The 20,705-nt window shown below is 66.9% G+C and carries 20 protein-coding genes; 12 read left to right on the plus strand and 8 right to left on the minus strand.

What is annotated here, in order from left to right; translation table 11 throughout:
• From ACN0SE_RS13545 to ACN0SE_RS13555, 3 genes are all read left to right on the plus strand, one after another.
• The gene (locus ACN0SE_RS13545) at positions 1-3,309 is read left to right on the plus strand and encodes a DNA translocase FtsK 4TM domain-containing protein (RefSeq protein WP_417525061.1); all 3,309 of its coding nucleotides are present in this window, start codon (positions 1-3) and stop codon (positions 3,307-3,309) included.
• A 24-nt stretch (positions 3,310-3,333) separates the two neighbouring features.
• Positions 3,334-3,555, plus strand: coding sequence for a hypothetical protein (locus ACN0SE_RS13550; protein WP_417525062.1), 222 nt, complete (start codon positions 3,334-3,336; stop codon positions 3,553-3,555).
• A 207-nt stretch (positions 3,556-3,762) separates the two neighbouring features.
• Positions 3,763-4,362 carry a LolA family protein gene (locus ACN0SE_RS13555; RefSeq protein WP_417525063.1) on the plus strand — a complete coding sequence of 200 codons (600 nt, stop codon included), beginning with the start codon at positions 3,763-3,765 and terminating at the stop codon, positions 4,360-4,362.
• A 225-nt stretch (positions 4,363-4,587) separates the two neighbouring features.
• On the opposite strand, the gene ACN0SE_RS13560 is transcribed toward ACN0SE_RS13555, so the two are convergent.
• Positions 4,588-5,328, minus strand: coding sequence for an N-formylglutamate amidohydrolase (locus ACN0SE_RS13560; protein ID WP_417525064.1), 741 nt, complete (start codon positions 5,326-5,328; stop codon positions 4,588-4,590).
• A gap of 154 nt (positions 5,329-5,482) precedes the next feature.
• Between ACN0SE_RS13560 and pyk the strand changes: the two genes are divergently transcribed.
• The 6 genes from pyk to pheS all read left to right on the plus strand — a co-directional run bounded on the left by pyk (position 5,483) and on the right by pheS (position 9,733).
• Positions 5,483-6,928, plus strand: coding sequence for a pyruvate kinase (gene pyk / locus ACN0SE_RS13565; protein WP_417525065.1), 1,446 nt, complete (start codon positions 5,483-5,485; stop codon positions 6,926-6,928).
• Between the two features lie 31 nt (positions 6,929-6,959).
• The gene (locus ACN0SE_RS13570) at positions 6,960-7,181 is read left to right on the plus strand and encodes a hypothetical protein (protein WP_417525066.1); all 222 of its coding nucleotides are present in this window, start codon (positions 6,960-6,962) and stop codon (positions 7,179-7,181) included.
• Positions 7,182-7,322: 141 nt separating this feature from the next.
• Positions 7,323-7,523 carry a 50S ribosomal protein L35 gene (gene rpmI / locus ACN0SE_RS13575; RefSeq protein ID WP_417525067.1) on the plus strand — a complete coding sequence of 67 codons (201 nt, stop codon included), beginning with the start codon at positions 7,323-7,325 and terminating at the stop codon, positions 7,521-7,523.
• Positions 7,524-7,536: 13 nt separating this feature from the next.
• Positions 7,537-7,902 carry a 50S ribosomal protein L20 gene (rplT, locus tag ACN0SE_RS13580; RefSeq protein ID WP_417525068.1) on the plus strand — a complete coding sequence of 122 codons (366 nt, stop codon included), beginning with the start codon at positions 7,537-7,539 and terminating at the stop codon, positions 7,900-7,902.
• A 143-nt stretch (positions 7,903-8,045) separates the two neighbouring features.
• Entirely contained in the window at positions 8,046-8,591 is a 546-nt protein-coding gene (locus tag ACN0SE_RS13585) for a hypothetical protein (RefSeq protein WP_417525069.1), read from the plus strand.
• 68 nt (positions 8,592-8,659) lie between these two features.
• Positions 8,660-9,733: a phenylalanine--tRNA ligase subunit alpha gene (gene pheS / locus ACN0SE_RS13590; protein ID WP_417525070.1), complete on the plus strand. Its 1,074-nt coding sequence runs from the start codon at positions 8,660-8,662 to the stop codon at positions 9,731-9,733.
• A gap of 593 nt (positions 9,734-10,326) precedes the next feature.
• Here pheS and ACN0SE_RS13595 read toward each other — a convergent pair.
• The 5 genes from ACN0SE_RS13595 to ACN0SE_RS13615 form a co-directional block, all read right to left on the minus strand.
• Complete coding sequence (locus tag ACN0SE_RS13595; RefSeq protein ID WP_417525071.1) at positions 10,327-10,776, minus strand: YaiI/YqxD family protein; 450 nt, start codon at positions 10,774-10,776, stop codon at positions 10,327-10,329.
• Positions 10,777-10,779: 3 nt separating this feature from the next.
• On the minus strand, positions 10,780-11,607 hold the full coding sequence (gene fghA / locus ACN0SE_RS13600; RefSeq protein ID WP_417525072.1) for an S-formylglutathione hydrolase: 828 nt from the start codon (positions 11,605-11,607) through the stop codon (positions 10,780-10,782).
• Positions 11,608-11,688: 81 nt separating this feature from the next.
• Positions 11,689-12,618: an AEC family transporter gene (locus tag ACN0SE_RS13605; RefSeq protein WP_417525073.1), complete on the minus strand. Its 930-nt coding sequence runs from the start codon at positions 12,616-12,618 to the stop codon at positions 11,689-11,691.
• A gap of 406 nt (positions 12,619-13,024) precedes the next feature.
• Positions 13,025-13,999 (minus strand): iron exporter MbfA, encoded by a 975-nt coding sequence (gene mbfA, locus ACN0SE_RS13610; protein WP_417525074.1) that lies wholly within the window; start codon positions 13,997-13,999, stop codon positions 13,025-13,027.
• Positions 14,000-14,081: 82 nt separating this feature from the next.
• Positions 14,082-14,924 carry an isocitrate lyase/PEP mutase family protein gene (locus ACN0SE_RS13615; RefSeq protein ID WP_417525075.1) on the minus strand — a complete coding sequence of 281 codons (843 nt, stop codon included), beginning with the start codon at positions 14,922-14,924 and terminating at the stop codon, positions 14,082-14,084.
• A gap of 115 nt (positions 14,925-15,039) precedes the next feature.
• Between ACN0SE_RS13615 and ACN0SE_RS13620 the strand changes: the two genes are divergently transcribed.
• Positions 15,040-15,687: a TetR/AcrR family transcriptional regulator gene (locus ACN0SE_RS13620; RefSeq protein WP_417525076.1), complete on the plus strand. Its 648-nt coding sequence runs from the start codon at positions 15,040-15,042 to the stop codon at positions 15,685-15,687.
• Between the two features lie 182 nt (positions 15,688-15,869).
• On the opposite strand, the gene ACN0SE_RS13625 is transcribed toward ACN0SE_RS13620, so the two are convergent.
• Both ACN0SE_RS13625 and ACN0SE_RS13630 read right to left on the minus strand, forming a co-directional pair.
• The gene (locus tag ACN0SE_RS13625) at positions 15,870-16,574 is read right to left on the minus strand and encodes an NYN domain-containing protein (RefSeq protein ID WP_417525077.1); all 705 of its coding nucleotides are present in this window, start codon (positions 16,572-16,574) and stop codon (positions 15,870-15,872) included.
• 742 nt (positions 16,575-17,316) lie between these two features.
• Entirely contained in the window at positions 17,317-18,429 is a 1,113-nt protein-coding gene (locus ACN0SE_RS13630; protein ID WP_417525078.1) for an S-(hydroxymethyl)glutathione dehydrogenase/class III alcohol dehydrogenase, read from the minus strand.
• Positions 18,430-18,612: 183 nt separating this feature from the next.
• Between ACN0SE_RS13630 and ACN0SE_RS13635 the strand changes: the two genes are divergently transcribed.
• Positions 18,613-18,909: an I78 family peptidase inhibitor gene (locus tag ACN0SE_RS13635; RefSeq protein WP_417525079.1), complete on the plus strand. Its 297-nt coding sequence runs from the start codon at positions 18,613-18,615 to the stop codon at positions 18,907-18,909.
• Positions 18,910-18,986: 77 nt separating this feature from the next.
• Positions 18,987-20,648, plus strand: a complete 1,662-nt coding sequence (locus tag ACN0SE_RS13640; protein ID WP_417525080.1) for a Y-family DNA polymerase — start codon at positions 18,987-18,989, stop codon at positions 20,646-20,648.
• Positions 20,649-20,705: the final 57 nt, after the last annotated feature.

The raw sequence follows: 20,705 nt of genomic DNA on the forward strand, positions 1-20,705 counted from the left end.
ATGGCTTTTCAGGCACGGGGACGCGATCCGCTACTTGACAGCAACACGCAGGCTGCGGTTGAAAAACGCGGCAAGGAGCTTTTCGGCATCGCGCTGATCCTTGTCGGTCTGGCCGCGGCGGCGATGATCTATTCCTACACGCCTGAAGACCCGTCCTGGATGTCAGCCACCGATGCGCCGGTGCAGAACTGGATGGGCCGCGCCGGTGCCTCGATTGCCGCACCTTTGTTCATGATCGTCGGCTGGGGCAGCTGGGGCGTCGCCGTGGCCTTCCTTGCCTGGGGGCTGCGCTTTGCCCTGCACCTGGGCTCCGACCGCGCGGCGGGCCGGGCGGTCTTTGTCCCGATCGCCATTGCGCTGGCCGCAGTCTACGCAGCGACGCTGGTGCCGGGGCCGGAATGGACCCATGCCTTCGGCCTTGGCGGTTTGTTCGGCGACACGGTCCTTGGCTCGGTACTCACCGCCATGCCGGTGGGCTCGTCCTTTGTGGTCAAGATGGCCTCGCTGGTCATGGGTCTGGCGATCCTCGCCGTCGGCGCTTTCGTGCTGGGCTTTACCCTGCCGGAACTCAAGAGCATCGGTCGCTTCCTGCTGGTCGGCGTGATCATGGCCTATGCCACCCTGCTCAAGCTCTTGGGCAGCGGCGCCCATGGCGCGGTGAGCGCGGCGCAGACATTGCAGGCCCGTCAGGCCGAGCGCCGGGCGCAGCGCGCCGAAGAGCAGCGTCAGGCCGAGGAATGGGCCGCACTTCAGGCCGCCGAGGCCGAGGCCGCCGCCTCGCGCGCCTATGTGCCGCCGGTGCCCGAGGAAGTGCCGGCCCACAGCCAGCCGGAAAAGCCGGGCCTGCTGGCGCGCATGCCCTCGCTCATCCGCCGTGCCGAGACCCCGCCGGACGAGACCCCGCCGGACGAGATGCCGTTCCCCGAACTGGTCGAGAATGACGGCCCGCTGATCGAGCCCGACATGCCCGGCGAGGATCGGATCAAGGCCAAGATCACCTCGGTCATCAAGGACCGGGTGCGGCGCAACCCGGCGATCCAGGTCGAGACCGTGGCGCCGCTGACCAAGGGCCGCGGCCGTGGCCCCGATCCGCTGATCTTCCGCCCCACGCCGCCGCTGAGCGCCGGCGAGCCGCGCCTTGCCGCGCCGGCCGCCGACATGCTTGCCGAGCCGCCGCTGACCGCGCCCGCCGCCGCCATGCCGGCCGAGCCGCCCCTGACCGCGCCGCCCGCGCCCGCGCGCACGACCCCGGTCGCGCCGCGCGTGACCCAGGCGGTGCCGACGCAGGGCGCAGCGCCTGCGCCGACCGTTTCGCCGGTTGCCAGCCGCGCCCCGGCGCCGGCCGCCGTGCGCAGCGCGCCGCAGGCTCAGACACAGCACCAGCCCGCCGCGCCGCAGGCTCCCGCCGCAGCGCAAGCGCCGATGATGCAGCAGCCCGCCGCGCCGCAAGCGCCGGCGATGCAGCGCTCGGCCGCGCCGCAGGCTCCGGCACCCGCTGCGGCTCGCGCGGCCCCCTCCCCTGCCGTGCAGGGGGGTGCTCAATTCACGCCCGAGGCCCATTATGACGACGATGAGCCGCGCAATATCTTCCTCGAGGACAGCTCCGGCTTTGTCACCCCGGAAGAGGACGAATGGGCGGTGACCGAACCGGCCCCCGTCATGCCCGCACCCCGGGTCACCCCGGCCGAGCCCAAGAAGGTGGTGCAGCAGTCCGTGCGTAAACCCGCGCCGATGTCGAAACGCGCCCGTGCCGAGGCGCAGCCCGAGCTGGGCTTTGACCCAGCGGATGCCGAATACGAGCTGCCGCCGCTGGCGCTGCTGGCCGATCCGGCCAATATCGAACGCCACGTGCTGTCCGACGAAGCGCTGGAAGAAAACGCCCGCATGCTGGAATCGGTGCTCGACGACTATGGCGTGAAGGGCGAGATCGTCTCGGTCCGCCCCGGTCCGGTGGTCACAATGTACGAGCTTGAGCCCGCGCCGGGCCTCAAGGCCAGCCGCGTGATCGGCCTTGCCGACGATATCGCCCGCTCGATGTCGGCGCTGTCGGCGCGGGTCTCGACCGTGCCGGGCCGTTCGGTGATCGGCATCGAACTGCCCAACGAGAAGCGCGAGATGGTGTCCTTCCGCGAGATCCTCTCGGGCCGCGACTATGGCGACGGCAACCGCACCCTGCCGCTGGCGCTGGGCAAGGACATCGGCGGCGATCCGATCGTCGCCAACCTCGCCAAGATGCCTCACCTGCTGATCGCGGGGACGACGGGTTCCGGTAAATCCGTGGCGATCAACACGATGATCCTGTCGCTGCTCTACAAGCTGACGCCGGACGACCTTCGGCTGGTGATGATCGACCCCAAGATGCTGGAACTCTCGGTCTATGACGGCATTCCGCATCTGCTGTCGCCGGTGGTGACCGATCCCAAGAAGGCCGTGGTGGCGCTGAAATGGGTCGTGGGCGAGATGGAAGAGCGCTATCGCAAGATGTCCAAGATGGGCGTGCGCAACATCGACGGCTACAATTCCCGCGTGGCCGACGCGCTGAAGAAGAACGAGATGTTCGAGCGCACGGTGCAGACCGGGTTTGACGACGACACCGGCGAGCCGATCTTCGAGACCGAGGAATTCGCGCCCGAAAAGATGCCCTTTATCGTCGTCATCGTCGACGAGATGGCCGACCTGATGATGGTCGCCGGCAAGGAGATCGAGGCCTGCATCCAGCGCCTGGCACAGATGGCCCGGGCCTCGGGCATCCACCTGATCATGGCGACACAGCGGCCTTCGGTCGATGTCATCACCGGCACGATCAAGGCCAACTTCCCGACCCGCATTTCCTTCCAGGTGACGTCCAAGATCGACAGCCGCACTATCCTCGGTGAACAGGGTGCCGAGCAGCTGCTGGGCATGGGCGACATGCTCTACATGGCCGGTGGCGCCAAGATCACCCGCTGCCACGGTCCGTTCTGCTCGGATGAAGAGGTCGAGGAGATCGTCAACCACCTCAAGGCCTTCGGGCCGCCGGCCTATGTCTCCGGCGTGGTGCAGGGCCCCGATGACGACAAGGCCGAAAACATCGACGCGGTGCTGGGCCTCAACACCGGTGGCAACACCAACGGCGAGGATGCGCTCTACGACCAGGCGGTGGCGATTGTCATCAAGGACCGCAAGTGCTCGACCTCCTACATCCAGCGCAAGCTGGCCATCGGCTACAACAAGGCCGCGCGCCTTGTGGAGCAGATGGAGGACGAGGGGGTCGTCAGCGCCTCGAACCACGTCGGCAAACGCGAGATCCTCGTGCCCGAGCAGGGCTGATCACGTGGCGGGGCGGCTTCGGGGATGAACCGCAAGTTTGCGCAGCACACGCTTGTCGGCCTCGGGATCGTCCTGGTGATTCTGGGCGCGCTGGCCTCCGGGGCGTTCCTGTTCATCTTTCTGATCGGCGGCGGCCACGCCCACTTGGCGGATGATCCGCTGATGGGGCTGAACTTTATCGTGCCCCTGCTGCCGGGAGCGGCTTTGCTGGTCGTGGCACGGCTGATCAATCGCAAGGGCAGGTGACGCCGGGGGCGCGGGGCTGTGCGCCGGCCCCAGACTCGCCGCGCCACGCTCCGCCGGGCACACGAAGTTATGAGCGGCAATCTGCACCCGGCGTTTGCCCTGTGCAGCAAGCGGCCCTACATCCAGCCTCAGAAACCGGTGTGATATCGCATAACAATGCGACATCGCCGAAACTGACGGCAGCATAAACGAGAGAGACCTAATCACATGCGTTCTTTCAAGACCCTCATCCTCGCCCTCGGCGTGTCTCTGGCGGCGCTGCCTGCGGCGGCCGAGAAACTGTCGCTCGGGCAGCTTTCGGGCTATCTCAACCAGCTGCAACAGGCCAAGGGCTCCTTTACCCAGATAAACGACGACGGCTCGATCTCGACCGGGACGATCTCCATCCGTCGCCCCGGCATGGCGCGCTTCGACTACAACCCGCCGGCCAAGGCGCTGGTGCTGGCCTCTGGCGGCGAGGTGGCGATCTTCGACAAGAAGGTCGGCAGTTCGCCCGAGCGCTATCCGCTGGGCGACACGCCGCTCAGCATCATTCTGGCGAAATCGGTCGATCTGACGCGGTCGGGCATGGTGACCTCGCATACCTATGACGGCACCTCGACCATCGTCCGCGCCCGCGACCCCAAGCGGCCCGAGATCGGCACCATCGACCTGGTGTTCACCGGCAACCCGGTGGAGCTGCGGCAATGGGTGATCCGCGATGACAGCGGCAGCGAGACCACGGTGATCCTGGGCGAATTGGACAAGTCGGCGAAGCTGCCGCACAACATCTTCTCCATCGTCAGGGCGATCGAGAATCTGAGGTAAGCTTGGCGGGGCGGTCTGCAAACCGCCCCTTTGTTTTTCACGCGAGCCGCGCAGCGTCGGGCCGCGGTGCGGCGAGCCTTCCTCGGTTCTGCAACACTTTTTCCCAGCCAAATCCGGAAAAGATCAGATCAGCGCGCTTTGGTCAGCCAAATCGCCGTGCCGGGGGGGCGGCCCGGCGATGCGCGGCGGCCTCTGGCCGCTGTCAACGCGCTGGGAGCAAAGCCATCACAACCCCGTCTGCGCCAGAACCTCGCTCAGGATCGGCGCCAGGCGTTCGGCCCAGGCGCGCTGGGTAGACTCTTCGGCGATCAGGTCGTTGCGGATCTCTATCAGGATGTTGGGCAGTCCCATCGACAACGCATGCCGCTCGATGCTGTCCCCCGGCAGATGGCCGGAGTAGGGCACGTTGCCGTCGACCACGAGGTCAGGCTCGCGCTTGAGCCGCGCGATCAGGGGCAGCGCCAGGCGGTCGTCATGGGCATAGAGGATCCCGATATGCCAGGGCCGGGGCGGGCGGGCCTGAAGCTGCGGGGTGAAGGAATGCACCGCGCAGACCACCGTGTCGGGCCGGCGCGCGGCCAGCCGGTAGTATTCCGCGTGATAGGGCCGGTGATAGGCGTTCAGCCGGCGCTCGCATTCCGCCGCATCGGCGTGGCGATTGGCGGGAATGATCGTGCCGTCATAGAGCTTCATCAGCAGCGTCGGATCGTCCTCTCCGCGATTCGGATCGATCACCAGCCGCGAGAAATTGGCGAAAAGCGCCGGTGAATCCAGCAGCGCGCCCAAATGCCGCGTGACCCCCAGAGCCCCCGGGTCAAAGGCGATGTGCCGGCGCATGTCAGCGGGCGCGAGCCCCAGATCGCCGCCATTAACCGCTTTGGGAACCGTATTCGTCGCATGATCGCAGGTGACCAGCCAGCGCCCGGGCCGATCTGCGCCTTCTGTCCAATAGGGGTGGAAGCTCATGTCATCCCTTCGTAATGTGGCCGGGGGAATATGTACCGCGCCTCCGACTTGCCTGCGAGGTCGAATTGGTGCATAGAACGGGTGAAATTTGTTAGCGATAACATCGCCGGTCTTGCGCGATGTGTCTGCCATATCCGAAAGGGCCTTACGCGCCATGAAACGCGACCGCAAAGTTAAAATCGTTGCCACACTCGGACCGGCATCGAACGACTACAACATGATCCGCAAGCTGCACGAAGCCGGTGCGGACGTGTTCCGGCTCAACATGAGCCACGGCTCGCATGAAGAGATCGCCGAACGCCACGCCATCATCCGCCAGGTCGAAAAGGACTGTGACAGCCCGATCGCCATCCTGGCCGACCTTCAAGGTCCGAAACTGCGCGTCGGCACCTTCGGCGACGGTCCGCAGGACCTGCAAGAGGGCGCCTCCTTCCGGCTCGACCTCGACAAGGCGCCGGGCGACATCAACCGGGTCTGCCTGCCGCACAAGGAAATCTTTGCCGCGCTCGAGCCGGGCGCGCACCTGCTCGTCAACGACGGCAAGATCCGCCTGCGGGTGGAAAACTGCGGTGCCGACTTTGCCAACTGCAAGGTCATCACCGGCGGCGTCATTTCCGACCGCAAGGGCGTGAACGTCCCCGACGTGGTGCTGCCGCTGGCGGCGCTGTCGGAAAAGGACCGCAAGGACCTGGAATTCGTGGCCGAGCTGGGCGTCGACTGGATGGCGCTGAGCTTCGTGCAGCGCCCCAAGGACGTCTGGGAAGCGCGCGAGCTGATCAACGGCCGCGCCGCGGTGCTGTCCAAGATCGAAAAGCCTGCTGCTGTCACCAACTTCGACGAGATCCTCGATGCCTCTGACGGCATCATGGTCGCCCGTGGCGACCTTGGCGTCGAACTGCCGGTGCAGAACGTGCCGCCGATCCAGAAGCGCCTCGTGCGCAAGTGCCGCGCCGCCGCCAAGCCGGTGATCGTCGCAACCCAGATGCTGGAAAGCATGATCGAGAGCCCGATGCCGACCCGCGCCGAGGTCTCCGACGTGTCGAACGCCATCTACGAGGGCGCCGACGCCATCATGCTGAGCGCTGAAAGCGCCGCCGGTGACTACCCGGTCGAAGCCGTGACCACGATGAACAACGTGGCCATCGAGGTCGAGAACGACCCGAACTACACCGACATCATCGAAGCCAGCCGCAAGGCCGAGCGCCACTCGGTCGCCGACGGCATCGTCGCCGCCGCGCGCGAGATTGCCGAGACCACCGAAATCAAGGCGATCTGCTGCTTCACCTCGTCGGGCACAACTGCCTCGCTGGTGGCGCGTGAACGGCCCCGCGTGCCGATCATCGCCATGACCAACCGGCTTGGCACCGCGCGGATGATGGCGCTGACCTGGGGCTGCTACTGCGTGGTGACCGGCGATCTCGAGCGCTTCAAACAGGCCGTGGTCAACGCCGCCCGCGCCGCCCGCGCCAGCGGCATCGCCAACGAGGGCGACCAGATCGTCGTCACCGCCGGTGTGCCCTTCAACGTGCCGGGAACAACCAACATTCTGCGTGTTGCGCCCTGTGATGAACGTTTGATTTACAGCACCGATCCGGAGTAACCTTTCCCCAAGGTAATTCAGGGGAGACGTCATGGATACGGACCTGGCTCTGGTCATCGGGATTATCGTGTCGGTTCTGGCGCTCCCGTCCATCGTTTCGGCTCTCAGTGATGGCCGCGCCCCCAGGGCCGCGGCCATTGCCATTCTGATCGGCGGCGGATTGATCGTCTTTGCGGTCACCAGCCATCCCGGCGGCTACAGCATGGATGAGCTGCCCGAGGTCTTCTACAACGTCATGGGCCGCTTCATCTGATCCTGCCCTGATCCGCGCCATTTCAGGCGCATTTTCTCTTGGCATTCCCGGGCAGCCGGCCTATACGGCGCATTCCATCGCGCGGCCGGCCTGAGTGGCATGCCGAGTCGTGCGCATAGTTCCGATTTGAAGGAGACCGAAATGCCCAAGATGAAGACAAAGTCGAGCTGCAAGAAGCGGTTCAAAGTGACGGCGAAAGGCAAGATCAAAGCCGGCCAGGCGGGCAAGCGCCACGGCATGATCAAACGCAGCACCAAGTTCATCCGTGATGCGCGCGGTACGACCGTTCTGTCGAAGGCTGATGAGCAGATCATCAAGCCGATGATGCCCTACGCACGCTGAGGAGACCTGACACATGGCACGCGTTAAAGGTGGGACCGTTACCCACGCCCGTCACAAGAAAGTCACCAAGGCAGCGAAAGGCTATTACGGCCGTCGCAAGAACACCTTCAAGGTGGCACGCCAGGCCGTCGACAAGGCCAACCAATACGCCACGCGCGACCGCAAGGCGCGCAAGCGTTCGTTCCGCGCCCTGTGGATCCAGCGGATCAACGCCGCTGTCCGCGCCTATGACGAAACGCTGACCTATTCGCGCTTCATCAACGGCCTGACCCTGGCCGGCATCGAAGTCGACCGCAAGGTTCTGGCCGATCTGGCCGTGCACGAGCCCGAGGCGTTCAACGCCATTGCCGCTCAGGCCAAAGGCGCCCTGCCGGCATAAGCCGCAGCAAGCTGCAGACATTCGAGGGGCTGTCCGGGAGACCGGGCAGCCCCTTTTGCATGTGCGCCGGGCAGGGTGAGGAAGGGCGCAATAGGCCGAAGCGCCGTCTTGCGCTATGATGGGCGCTGACGCGGAGGTCTCTCATGCGGATACTTGCAGCTTTTACCCTGGCCGGTTGTGCCGGTCTCCTCGCCACGCAGGCGCTGTCGCAGGCGCGGCCCGAGAGCCTGCTGGAGCGCGGCTGGCGCGATTGCCGGGCCTTCGAGGTCGCGGTGGCGCGCACCCGGTTCGAACGCGAGCCCGATCTCTTCACCTGCCATCACTTCGACTACAAGCCGCTGAAGATGTGGGGCTACATCCGGTTTCTCAGCCGGACGCGCTATCAGATCGTGCTGCGCACCGACAAGCATGGCGTCTGCCAAGGCACCGGCACCATGGGGGTCGGGCGGGAAAACGGACGCAAGCATATCTCGGCTGCCGACCGCTTCGAGTGCCGCGATGGAAGCCAGGGTGGCACCGCCTGGGAGCTGGACTATGTCGCCGAGCGCGGCAAGGTGATCAAGGTCGGCACCATCCTCGGCGGCATCGACGGCCACCGCGACGGCATTGACAATGACCGCGACCGGATCAGCGCCGAGTTCTACGTCTACGACCGGGCGGCGCTGCGCGACATGCTGCGGCTCGACTGAGCCTTGCACAGCTGGGTTCATGGGGGTAGGTGAGGCGGAACGCCGACACTGACCTCGAGGGCCCGAAGATGGACGACCTGCGCGACAAGTACATTCAGCTGATCGCCGATGCGGGCGACGAAGCCGCGATCGAAACGCTGCGGGTGCAGGCCGTCGGCAAGAAGGGCGAAATCAGCCTGAAAATGCGCGAACTGGGCAAGATGACCCCGGAAGAGCGCCAGGTCATGGGCCCGAAGCTGAACGCGCTTAAGGACGAGATCAACTCGGCGCTGTCGGCGCGCAAGGCCTCGCTCGCCGATGCGGCGCTCGAAGAGCGGCTGCGCGGTGAATGGCTCGACGTGACGCTGCCGGCCAATGGCCGTCGCCAGGGCAGCATCCACCCGATCAGCCAGGTCCGCGAAGAGGTGACGGCGATCTTTGGCGAGATGGGGTTCTCGGTGGCGGAAGGCCCGCAGATCGACAGCGACTGGTACAACTTCGATGCGCTGAACATCCCCTCGCACCACCCGGCGCGGGCCGAGATGGACACCTTCTACATGCACCGGGCCGAGGGCGACAATCGCCCGCCGCATGTGCTGCGCACCCATACCTCGCCGGTGCAGATCCGCTCGATGGAGAAGCAGGGCGCGCCCATTCGCATCATCGCTCCGGGCCGGGTGTACCGCGCCGACTATGACCAGACCCACACGCCGATGTTCCACCAGGTCGAAGGCCTGGCGATCGACCGCGACATCTCGATGGCGCAGCTGAAGTGGACGCTGGAGGAATTCCTGCGGGCCTTCTTCGAGGTCGAAGGGGTGGAACTGCGCTTCCGCGCCTCGCATTTCCCCTTCACCGAGCCCTCAGCCGAGGTTGACATCCGCTGCTCCTGGGAGGGCGGTCAGCTGAAGGTGGGCGAGGGCGACGACTGGCTCGAGATCCTCGGCTCCGGCATGGTGCACCCCAAGGTGTTGCAGGCCGGCGGCATCGATCCCGACCAGTGGCAGGGCTTCGCCTTCGGCATCGGGATCGACCGGATAGCCATGCTGAAATACGGCATCCCCGACCTGCGCGCTTTCTTCGACAGCGACCTGCGCTGGCTGCGCCACTACGGCTTCGGCGCTTTGCAGCAGCCGAACCTGCATGGCGGGCTGAGCGGCTGAACGCTTGGCTTTTGGCTGAGGGGGAGGCCCCGGATCAGGTCCGGGGCGGGGTGCGCCCTTGGGTGAGGCTCTCGCGCTTTGGCCTCTGCTGAAGGTCGTTCGGCGCGGGGATCGTTGCTGACCTTGCGTGCTCAGCCATTCCGGAACCCTGCGCGTTAACAGCGGCTGAAAGCCGCCGCGCATCGCCGGGCCGCCCCCCGGCACGGCGATTTGGTTGGCGTGAGCGCGTCGATCAGGACTTTTGCGGAAGTGGCCGGGATAAAGCGCTGCAGAACCAGGGTTGATCGCCGCACCGCGGCCCGACAATGCGCGGCTTGCCTCGACCACTTCGCCAATTGCGCGACCGTCTCGTTCCAGAACCCTGCGCGTTAACAGCGGCCGAAAGCCGCCGCGCATCGCTAGGCCGCCCCTCGGCGCGGCGATTGGTGTACGTGAGCGCGTCGAAAAGGTCTTTTGCGGAAGTGGCTGAGAAAAAGCGCTGCAGAACCAGGGTTGATCGCCGCGCCGCGGCCCGACGATGCGCGGCTTATGTCGGGCGTAGGCGCGCGCGGGGGGAGGAAGGTGGGCAGACTGCCCACTTAACGTCCCATACCTTACGACCGCTGGCTTGCCCGGACGGCCCGCTCCAGGCTGTCGAGGAACCGCGACCTGTCGGCCTTGGAGAACGCGCGGCCGCCGCCCTGGCGAAACGGATCGGCGGCGCGTAGGTCGGTCATCAGGTCGCGCATCGCCAGTTGCTGACCGATGTTGGCCGGGGTAAAGGCCTCGCCGTTGTGGCGCAGCACCTGGGCGCCGGCCTCGACGCATTTCGCCGCCAGGGGAATGTCGCCGGTCACCACCACGTCGCCGGGACCGGCGCGGTCGGCGATCCACATGTCGGCCACGTCAGGCCCGTCCGGCACGATCACCACCTCGACCAGCGGGTTCTGCGACAACCGCAGCCCGCCGTTCGACACAAGGTACATCTGCATCCGGTGCCGGGTGGCGACCTTTTCCACCTCGGCTTTCACCGGGCAGGCATCGGCGTCGACGTAGATCGCCAAGGCTCAGGCCCAGAGCGCGTCGGCGTGGAAGGCGACATGCTCTTCCATGAAGCTCGACACAAAGAAATAGCTGTGGTCATAGCCCTTCTGCATCCGCAGTGTATGCGGCACGCGCTTCTCGGCCATCGCCTGGGCCAGGGCCTCGGTCTTCAGCAGGTCGCCGAACTGGTCGGCGGTGCCGGTGTCGATAAGCACCGGCGCGTCGATGCCGTCCTGGCGCATCAGGCGCGCGGCGTCATGCGCCTCCCAGTCGGCATCCTCGCCGAGATATGCGGTGAACTGCTTGCGGCCCCAGTCGCTGTCCGACGGGTTGCAGATCGGCGAAAAGGCCGAGACGCTGGTGTAGCGGCCGGGGGTCTTCATCGCCAGCGTCAGCGCGCCATGGCCGCCCATGGAATGGCCCATGATCGACTGGCGCTCCTCGTCGACGTCGAACTTCGAGGCCAGCAGGCGCGGCAGCTCGTCGGTGATGTAGCTCTCCATCCGGTAATGGCCGGCCCAGGGGTCCTGGGTGGCGTCGATGTAGAACCCCGCGCCCTGGCCCAGGTCGTAGGCGCTGTCATCGGCCACGCCTTCGCCGCGTGGCGAGGTGTCGGGAAAGACCATGGCGACGCCCTGTTCGGCGCACCAGGCCTGGGCGCCGGCCTTGGTCATGGCGTTCTCGTGCGTGCAGGTGAGCCCCGAGAGATACCAGATCAGCGGCACCGGCGCGTCCTCGGCCTGGGGGGGCAGGTAGAGACCAAAGGTCATGTCGCAGCCACAGATCTCGGAAGCATGGGTGGCAACAATCTGGCGGCCGTCAAAGGCGCGGTTTTCAGCGGTGATGTCCATGGCAGGGCCTTTCGCGTGGGAAGAGTTTCATGCCTCCGGCGGAGATATTTTCAAACAGAAGAAGTGCGCGGCCTGTGCAAGTCAAGCGCCGGAGACCCAGGCGATGACGTAGGGCAGGGTGAGGATCGAGGCGGCGGTGGAGAACAGGATCGCCGCCGAGACCCGGTGCGGCGCCACGCGGTAGTGCTGGGCGAGGATGTAGACGTTGCCCGCCACCGGCAGCGCCGAGGCGGACACGACGATGGTGGCGGTGAAGGGATCGAGCGGAAAGACCACCAGCACCGCAAAGGCCACCGCCGCCGGGTGCAGCACCAGCTTGCAGACACTGAGATAGCCCGCCACGGTGACCCGCTCGGCCGATTTCGAGGCCAGCGAGGCGCCGATGGCAAAGAGCGCGCCGGGCGTGGCGGCGCCGCCGAGGATGACAACGAACTCGTTCACCGGGTCCGGCAGCGGCGTGCCGAGCGAGGCCCAGCCCAGCCCCAGCACCATCGAGACGATCATCGGGTTCTTCAGAAGTCCCATGCCGACGGTGCCCAGCACCGCCAGCGACATTCGCCCGTCGCGCGCGCCGGTGATCAGGATCACGATCAGCGAGGAAAAGAAGATCAGGTCGACTGCCAGCACCATCATCAGCGGACCGATGGCCGCCTCGCCAAAGAGCAGCACGAACATCGGCACGCCGAGAAAGCCGGTGTTGCCGATCACCGCGCATTGCGCCTCGACCGCGGTCTGCTCGAGCCCGATGCCGCGCGCCAGGCCGATGGCGGTGGCCAGCAGATAGACCGCGAGGCTGCCGGCGAGGTAGCCCAGCACCAGGCGGCTGTCCCAGATCTCGGCCAGCGAGAGGTTGGCGGAGAAGCGGAAGAGCATCGCCGAGAGGGCGAAGTAGAAGATGAACTTGGTGAGATAGGCGCTGGCTTCCTCGGTAAAGAACCGCGTCCTCGCGGCGCCGTAGCCGAGCGCGATGATCGCGAAAAAGGGGAGAGTCTTGAGGAAGATGGCCAGCATGGGGAAGGGGTATCACGTCGGCGGGCGAGGTCAATTTGAAAGCGGCCCGCCGCTTCCGCGGCGGCCCGTCCCGGGCTCGACCCGGGACCTCGTCGGTTTGGAGCTTGATGGTTGGCGGTGAGGCCCCGGCGCGGGGGCCGGGGCGCGGTGTGCGAAATGATGGGGCCTGCGCCCTTGCTGCCACGGACAGCCGCGACCCGCTCTTTCACCGCTCCAGCGCGTTAACAGCGGGCCAGAGGTCCGCCGCGCATCGCCGGGCCGCCCCTCGGCACGGCGATTTGGTAGACATAGGCGCGTCGCTCGGCGCTTCTTCGGATTTGGCGGGGATAAAGTGCTCTCGACCTGTCGTCGGATCGCCGTACCGCGGCCCGGCGAGGCGCGCGCGTAGAGGCGGGCGCCGCTTGTCTCACCCCGAGCCGATCAACACCCCGGCGGCAAAGACCAGCGCGCCGCCAAGCACCACCTGGAAGGTCGCCCGCAACATGGGCGTGTCCATGAAGCGGTTCTGAATCCAGGCGATCGCCCAGAGCTCGACAAAGACCACGAGGATGGCGACGCTGGTGGCGGTCCAGAAATCCGGGATCAGATAGGGCAGGGCATGGCCGAGCCCGCCCAGAGTGGTCATCACGCCGGAGGCGATGCCGCGCTTGACCGGTGAGCCGCGGCCGGAGAGCTGGCCATCATCCGAGGCCGCCTCGGTGAAGCCCATGGAGATCCCTGCGCCCACCGAAGCCGCGAGACCGACGAGGAAGGTCGTCCAGGTGTCCTGGGTGGCAAAGGCGGTGGCGAAGATCGGCGCAAGGGTCGAGACCGAGCCGTCCATCAGCCCGGCCAACCCCGGCTGCACCCAGGTCAGCACGAAGCGGCGCCGCGCGGTGGCATCCTCGCTCTCGGCACTGGCACTGTCGAGGTGCTCCTGCTCCAGCCGTTCGGCGCTGTGCTGGTGGCCGGCCTCGGCCGCGGCAAGATCGCCCAGCAGTTTGCGGGTGGCGGCATCGCTGGCGCGCTGTGCGGCGGCGCTGTAGAAACGCTCGGCCTCCTGCTCCATCGCTGCCGCCTCTTCGCGGATGCGCTCGAGCCCGAGGTTCTCGACCAGCCAGACCGGGCGACGGGCATAGAAGCCCGCGACATGTTCGCGGCGGATCAGCGGAATGACCTCGCCAAAGCGCGCGCGATGGGCGTCGATCAGCTGCTGTCGGTGCTCGTCTTCCTCGGCAGCCATGCCGTCGAAGACGCGGGCGGTGTCGGGGAAATCCTCGCGCAGCCGCTCGGCATACATCCGGTAGATGCGGGCGTCGTCTTCCTCGGAAGAGATCGCGAGGGCGAGAATCTCCTGTTCGGAGAGATCTGAGAAACGGCGTCTTTGGGTGAGAAATCGCATGGGGTCTTCCCGTTTAGAATTGTTCTAAACATATCCGGGCAGGGCGGCTTGGCAAGGGGGTCCTGCCGGCGAAATGCCGCGGTCAGCCGCGTGTGACCGGGCGACCCTGTGCCATCAGCGCGGCAACACTGCCGTCTGCCATCGCCTGCTCGGCGTAGTGGAAGGTGCCTTGGGTCATGACCTCTTCCGCCGCGCGTTTCAGCGCACCCAGCGCGGCGCGGGCAAAGCTGCCGCCGACGCTGATCCGGCGCACCCCGGCTTCGGCCAGCTCGCTCACGGTATAAGACGGCCCGCTGAGGCCCATGACCACGTTGACCGGCTTGTCGACCTCGGCGCAGACCGTCCGGATCGCATCCAGATCGGGCAGGCCGGGGGCATAGAGCACATCCGCGCCGGCCTCGGAAAAGGCCTGCAGCCGGGTGATGGTGTCGGCGAGGTCGGGGCGACCCCAGAGGTAATTCTCGGCCCGCGCGGTCAGCAGGAAGGGCTGACCACGCGCGGCCTCGGCGGCGGCGGTGATGCGATCGCGGGCGAGGGAGAGATCGTGGATTGGCTGGCCGGGATCGCCGGTGGCATCCTCGATCGAGCCGCCGACGAGGCCGGTGGCGATGGCCTCGGTAATGGTGGTGGCGCAGGCCGCAGGCGCGGCGCCGAAGCCGTCCTCGAGATCGGCCGAGACCGGCAGTTCGGTCGCCGCGACGATGGCGGCCGCATTGGCGAGGATTTCGGCGCGGGTCAGGCAGGCGGCGCTGTCGCGCTTGCCCGTGGAAAAGGCATAGCCGGCGCTGGTGGTGGCCAGCGCGGCAAAGCCCAGCGACGCAAGGATGCGCGCTGATCCGGCATCCCAGGGATTGGGGATGACAAAGGCGCCGGGACCTTGGTGCAGGGCGGCAAAGGCCTGATATTTCGCGCGTTGGTCTGTCATGAGTTCCTCCTCGGCCAAGCCTAGCAGCGGGCGGCTGACCGCGCGACAGCCAATGCGGCGCAGCTTGAAACTGAACTGCCCGGTCTATACCTAAGGGAAAATGGGGAACGCAGAGATGAGCTCAGATGCCAGGCTGGCCGCGGGTGGCGAGACGCCGCAGGTGCGCCGAGGCCGCAAATTCGATCAGGTGCTGGCCGGCGCGCGCGACGTCTTTCTCGCGCATGGGTTCGAGGGCGCCTCGGTGGATGACATCGCCAGGGCGGCCGGGGTGTCGAAGGCGACGCTCTACAGCTATTTCCCTGACAAGCGGTTGCTGTTTTCCGAGGTAGCCTCCTGTGAATGCTGCCGGCAGGCGGACCATGCGATGACGGTGATCGACGCCTCGGCCCCGCCGCGCGAGGTGCTGGAGCATTGCGGCCGGCAGTTCCTGAGCTTCATCCTGTCGAAATTTGGCCAGTCGATCTTTCGCATCTGCGTGGCCGAGGCGGACCGGTTCCCGGACCTCGGCCGGCAGTTCTACAACTCCGGCCCAGCGGTGATGCATGCGGCGGTGCGCGATTACCTGCAGGAAGCCGTGGGCCGCGGCGAGCTGGAGATCGAGGATTTCGACCTGGCGGCCGACCAGTTCGCCGAGCTCTGCAAGGCCGATCTCTGGCCGCGGATGATCTTCAACGTCAGCACGGAGTTCGAACCGGAAGCGATCGACCGGGTGATCCTGGGCGCGGTCGAGACCTTCATGGCACGCTACGGCGCCAAGGGGTGAGCCGCGTGCCCCGGACGTGATCCGGGGCCTCAGGCGGTTGGCCAAGACATCCCGCGCCGCGCGCCCCGGACATGATCCGGGGCCTCAACCTGTGGGCCCAGAGGTCCCGGATCAAGTCCGGGACGGCGGTGTCCTTCAGTGGACGCGGCGAGCCTGTAATGGCCGTCGCGCGGCGGCGCGCCTCAGTCGACGCGGCGCACCATCAGTTGATTGCCGGCACCCTTGCGGGTCTCGAAGACCTTGAGCCGGGCCACAAGGTCGCTGAGCTTGCGGTGGCCGTAGGAGCGGGTGTCGAAATCCGGGTTGGCGGCGATGATGAACTGGCCGATCTGGCCCAGGGTGTACCATTCGTCGCCCTGTTCGATGCCTTCCATCGCCTTGAAGATCAGGTTGCGGGCTTCGTCGAGTGGCCGGCTGGAGGGGGTCTCGCGCGGCTCTTCTTCGCCGAGGTTTTCGAGGAAGATGAAGCGTTTGCAGGCCTTGCGGAAGGCATCGGGCGTCTTGCGCTGGCCCATGCCGTAGACCGCGAGGCCCTGTTCGCGGATGCGGCTGGCGAGCCGGGTGAAATCGCTGTCCGAAGAGACCAGGACAAAGCCGTCGAAGCGGCCCGAATGCAGCAGGTCCATGGCGTCGATCACCAGGGCGATGTCGCTGGCGTTCTTGCCCACGGTATTGGCGGGCTGGTGATGCGGGACAAGGCCGAATTCGGCCTGGACGCGGCTCCAGCCGGCCATCTGCTGCGAGGAGAAATCCCCGTAGCAGCGCCGGACGCTGGCTTCGCCCAAGGTGGCGATCTCGTCGAAGATCGCCTTGGTGTACTTGGGCGAGGTGTTGTCGGCGTCGATCAGGACGGCGAGCAGATTGGATGTGTTTGTGTTATCTGACATGGGCGGAACATGGGGCCAAGCGGGGGCGGCGTCAAATCAATCCGGTGGGGATTTGGCGGGTTGTCGGGTGATTTCGCGTCGGGGGTGGCAGGGCCTGTGAATATGGCACCAGCGCGTTGACAGCGGCCAAAGGCCGCCGCGCGTCATGCCAGAGGCATGCCTTCGGCATGACGGGCTGCCTCCACGGCACGGCGATTTGGGTGACACAAGCGCGTTGATCAGGACTTTTCCGGATTTTGCTGAGATAAAGCGCTGCCGAATAACTGCGTATCGCCGCACTGCGGCCCGGCGATACGCGCTCAGGTTAGCGCCTTGGCGCAAAAACGGGGCAGGTCGGATGCAATCAATTCCTCTGAGCAAAGCCCCAAGCGCGTTAACAGCGGCCAAAGGCCGCCGCGCATCGCCGGGCCGCCCACCGGCACGGCGATTTGGCTGACCCAAGCGCGTCGCTCTGATCTATTCCGGATGTGGCTGGGATAAAGCGCTGCCGAACCTCTGCAGATCGCCGCACCGCGGCCCGGCGATGCGCGGCTTGCGCCTCTGACATGCCTTCCGCACGCGGGCCGCCCACCGGCACGGCGATTTGGCTGACCCAAGCGCGTCGCTCTGGTCTATTCCGGATATGGCTGGGAAAAAGCGCTGCTGAACCTCTGCAGCTCGCCGCACCGCGGCCCGGCGGTGCGCGGCTTGCGAAGAATGCGCGGCTTGCGCAGAATGGGCGGGCTGAAGCCCGCCCGAAAGCTCAATACACCACGACCGACCGGATCGATTCACCGGCATGCATCAGGTCGAAGCCCTTGTTGATCTCTTCCAGCGACAGCGTGTGGGTGATCATCGGGTCGATGTCGATCTTGCCGTCCATGTACCAGTCGACGATCTTCGGCACATCGGTCCGCCCGCGCGCCCCGCCAAAGGCGGTGCCGCGCCAGACCCGCCCGGTGACCAGCTGGAACGGCCGGGTCGAGATCTCGGCGCCCGCCGGTGCCACGCCGATGATGATCGACTCGCCCCAGCCCTTGTGCGCCGATTCCAGCGCCGTGCGCATCACCTGCACGTTGCCGGTGGCGTCGAATGTGTAATCCGCGCCGCCGCCGGTCAGTTCGACCAGATGGCCCACGAGGTCCCCGTCCACCTTCGACGGGTTGACGAAATCGGTCATGCCAAAGCGCGTCGCCATCTCCTTCTTGTCGTCATTCAGATCGACACCGACGATCTGGTCGGCGCCCGCCAGCCGCAGACCCTGCAGCACGTTCAGCCCGATGCCGCCCAAGCCAAAGACGATCGCGCGGCTGCCGATCTCGACCTTGGCGGTATAGATCACCGCGCCGATGCCGGTGGTGACGCCGCAGCCGATGTAGCAGACCTTGTCGAAGGGCGCGTCCTTGCGGATCTTGGCCAGCGAGATCTCGGGCAACACGGTGTAGTTCGAAAAGGTCGAGCAGCCCATGTAATGCAGGATCGGCGTGCCATCGAGCATGGAAAACCGCGAGGTGCCGTCGGGCATCACGCCGCGGCCTTGGGTTGCACGGACCTTCTGGCAGAGGTTGGTCTTGGGGTGCAGGCAGTATTCGCACTCGCGGCACTCGGCGGTGTAAAGCGGGATCACGTGATCGCCGACCTTGAGGTCCTTGACCCCGGGGCCGACCTCGACCACCACGCCGGCGCCTTCATGCCCGAGGATTGCCGGGAACAGACCTTCGGGATCGGCTCCGGAGCGGGTGAATTCGTCGGTGTGGCAGATGCCGGTGGCCTTGATCTCGACAAGAACCTCGCCCTCCTTGGGGCCGTCGAGGTTCACTTCCATGATCTCCAGCGGTTTGCCGGCCTCTAGGGCCACGGCGGCTTTGGTGCGCATCTTCGCTCTCCCTGACTGTGTGCCCAGACCCTGTGGCAAAGCCCTGCCGGGATCAAGGGCGGCCGCGGCGATTCGCAGAGCAGCCAGGCGGTTTTGCCGGGCAGGGTGAGACGGGCGCGGCTTTTCCCCGGCGCGTCAGGGGCGATCCGGTGTAGGGTGGCGCGGGTAGAGTGGGGGAATTTCATGCAAGATGTCTTGTGTCGTGCCGGCGGGCTGTCGGTTGTGCTGTTGGGGCTGGCGGGCTGCCTGCCAGAGGGGCAGGGGCTGATGAAGGCGCCGCCGCGGGCCAGCGAGGCGCCGCATTGCGCGCCGGGCGTCTATGCCGGGATCGTCGGCGAACCGGTGGCAGCGGCCGACGAGGTGCCGTCGCCCAAGCGCATTCTCGGGCCGGGGCAGGCGCGGACGATGGATTACATCCCCGCGCGGACCAATATCGAGGTCGATGCCAAGGGCAAGATCACCCGGGTGTTCTGCGGCTGAGGTGCGGGCGGCTCGACTCCGGCGGGCGCAGGTGGTAGGCATGAGAACATATAGCGAACAAAGCTGCCTGTTCTGCCATGCCCCGCCGATTGCTCTCTCTCTGGTTTCCCCGTCTCGGGGCTGAACGCCTGTTGCGACAGGCGCGCGGCGAAGCTGCGCTGCACGAGGTGCCCTTTGCGGTGGTCGAGGATTTGGGCAACAGTCAGGTGCTGTCGTCGGTCTCGGCGCTGGCCACGGCGGCGGGGATCTACAAGGGCCAGCCGCTGCGCGATGCCCATGCGGTCAGCGCCGATCTGCGCACCGCGCGGCGCAACCGCCATGCCGAGGCCGGCTTTCTCGAGGCGCTGTTGCGTTGGGCCGGCAAGTTCAGCCCCTGGGTGGCCGAAGACGGCGTGGACGGGCTGATGCTCGATGTCACCGGCTGCACGCATCTGTTCGGCGGCGAGGCGCCGCTCTGTGCGCGCATCCTCGAAGAGACCGGCGACATGGGGCTGACGGCGCGCATCGGCCTGGCCGACAGCCGCGGCGGCGCCTGGGCGCTGGCGCGTTATGCCGGTCAGAGCGGCGGTTCGGCGCGGTCCGGCGATGACATCGACCAGGAGGCCCGGGCCACCCGGTCGCGCGCCGCGCGGCGGCGGCACTGGGAGCGCGGCGGCACCGCGCCCGCCGGTCGGCAGGCCAGGGTCGAGACCGGCAGCATCGCCCCGCCGGGCCAGACCCGCAGCGCGCTGGCGGCGCTGCCGGTGGCGGCGCTGCGGCTCGATCCCGAGACCACGGCGCAGCTGGCGCGGCTGGGCCTGCGCCGGATCGACGAACTGGCCGGGCAGCCGCGCGCGGCGCTGGCGCGGCGCTTCGGCAAGGGGCTGGTGCTGCGGCTCGATCAGGCGCTGGGCGCAGTACCGGAACCGCTGTCACCCGCCGCCCCGCCGCAGCGGTTTGCCGTGCGGATGACCCTGCCAGAGCCGATCGGGCTCGAGGAAGACGTGGCGGCCGGGCTCGACCGGCTGTTGCCGCGGCTTTCAGAGCTGTTGCGCGCCAAGGGGCAGGGGGCGCGGATGCTCCGGCTGCAGGCCTTTCGCAGCGATCACACCATGCAGGCGCTCGAGGTGCGGCTGGCGCGGGCCTCGGATGATCCCGAGCGGTTGCGGCCGCTGCTGGCGATGAAGCTGAGCGATCTCGACGCCGGCTTCGGCATCGACATGTTGCGGCTCGAGGCGGTGCAGGTCGAGCCGCTGTCCCAGCGCACGCCCGTCGGCCATATCGGTGCCGGGGCGGCGGTGAACGCGCGGCTGGCGGCGAACACGGCGCTGGATGACCTGATCGGCCGGATCGGCGCGCGGGTGGGGATGGAGGCGATCACCCGCCGCCATCCCGGTGACAGCCACATCCCGGAAAAGACCGAGCTGGTGCTGGCCGCCGCCTGGTCAGAGCCCGCTGCCGCCTGGGCACCGCCGGCGCGGCCGCGGCCCTTGCTCCTGTGGCGGCCAGAGCCGGTGCAGGCCCCGGATGTGCCGCGCCCGCCGGCGCGGTTTCGCTGGCGCGGCCGCGACCTGCGGCTGGCGGCGGCCCAGGGGCCCGAGCGCATCGCGCCGGAATGGTGGCTCGACGATCCCGACTGGCGCTCTGGCCAGCGCGATTACTGGCGGGTGACCTGCGAAGAGGGCGACGCACTCTGGCTGTTTTATGCCCATGGCGCGGCGATGTCCTCGGGCTGGTTCTGCCAGGGCAGTTTCGCATGAGGATCGGGCGTCTGCGTCACAGTTGCGGCACGCCGGTGCGCCGGCGCTTGATTTGCG

Origin of the sequence: Marinovum sp. (assembly GCF_048263515.1) — a bacterium.
Lineage (GTDB): Bacteria > Pseudomonadota > Alphaproteobacteria > Rhodobacterales > Rhodobacteraceae > Marinovum.

What these genes read in the sequence shown, in the direction of transcription:
- ACN0SE_RS13620 (WP_417525076.1), top strand. Translation starts at nt 15,040, where the DNA reads ATGAGCTCAGATGCCAGGCTGGCCGCGGGTGGCGAGACGCCGCAGGTG.
- ACN0SE_RS13615 (WP_417525075.1), bottom strand. Translation starts at nt 14,924, where the DNA reads ATGACAGACCAACGCGCGAAATATCAGGCCTTTGCCGCCCTGCACCAA.
- ACN0SE_RS13555 (WP_417525063.1), top strand. Translation starts at nt 3,763, where the DNA reads ATGCGTTCTTTCAAGACCCTCATCCTCGCCCTCGGCGTGTCTCTGGCG.
- mbfA (WP_417525074.1), bottom strand. Translation starts at nt 13,999, where the DNA reads ATGCGATTTCTCACCCAAAGACGCCGTTTCTCAGATCTCTCCGAACAG.
- pheS (WP_417525070.1), top strand. Translation starts at nt 8,660, where the DNA reads ATGGACGACCTGCGCGACAAGTACATTCAGCTGATCGCCGATGCGGGC.
- ACN0SE_RS13640 (WP_417525080.1), top strand. Translation starts at nt 18,987, where the DNA reads ATGCCCCGCCGATTGCTCTCTCTCTGGTTTCCCCGTCTCGGGGCTGAA.
- fghA (WP_417525072.1), bottom strand. Translation starts at nt 11,607, where the DNA reads ATGGACATCACCGCTGAAAACCGCGCCTTTGACGGCCGCCAGATTGTT.
- ACN0SE_RS13630 (WP_417525078.1), bottom strand. Translation starts at nt 18,429, where the DNA reads ATGCGCACCAAAGCCGCCGTGGCCCTAGAGGCCGGCAAACCGCTGGAG.
- rpmI (WP_417525067.1), top strand. Translation starts at nt 7,323, where the DNA reads ATGCCCAAGATGAAGACAAAGTCGAGCTGCAAGAAGCGGTTCAAAGTG.
- pyk (WP_417525065.1), top strand. Translation starts at nt 5,483, where the DNA reads ATGAAACGCGACCGCAAAGTTAAAATCGTTGCCACACTCGGACCGGCA.
- ACN0SE_RS13625 (WP_417525077.1), bottom strand. Translation starts at nt 16,574, where the DNA reads ATGTCAGATAACACAAACACATCCAATCTGCTCGCCGTCCTGATCGAC.
- ACN0SE_RS13635 (WP_417525079.1), top strand. Translation starts at nt 18,613, where the DNA reads ATGCAAGATGTCTTGTGTCGTGCCGGCGGGCTGTCGGTTGTGCTGTTG.
- ACN0SE_RS13545 (WP_417525061.1), top strand. Translation starts at nt 1, where the DNA reads ATGGCTTTTCAGGCACGGGGACGCGATCCGCTACTTGACAGCAACACG.
- ACN0SE_RS13585 (WP_417525069.1), top strand. Translation starts at nt 8,046, where the DNA reads ATGCGGATACTTGCAGCTTTTACCCTGGCCGGTTGTGCCGGTCTCCTC.
- ACN0SE_RS13570 (WP_417525066.1), top strand. Translation starts at nt 6,960, where the DNA reads ATGGATACGGACCTGGCTCTGGTCATCGGGATTATCGTGTCGGTTCTG.
- ACN0SE_RS13605 (WP_417525073.1), bottom strand. Translation starts at nt 12,618, where the DNA reads ATGCTGGCCATCTTCCTCAAGACTCTCCCCTTTTTCGCGATCATCGCG.
- ACN0SE_RS13550 (WP_417525062.1), top strand. Translation starts at nt 3,334, where the DNA reads ATGAACCGCAAGTTTGCGCAGCACACGCTTGTCGGCCTCGGGATCGTC.
- rplT (WP_417525068.1), top strand. Translation starts at nt 7,537, where the DNA reads ATGGCACGCGTTAAAGGTGGGACCGTTACCCACGCCCGTCACAAGAAA.
- ACN0SE_RS13560 (WP_417525064.1), bottom strand. Translation starts at nt 5,328, where the DNA reads ATGAGCTTCCACCCCTATTGGACAGAAGGCGCAGATCGGCCCGGGCGC.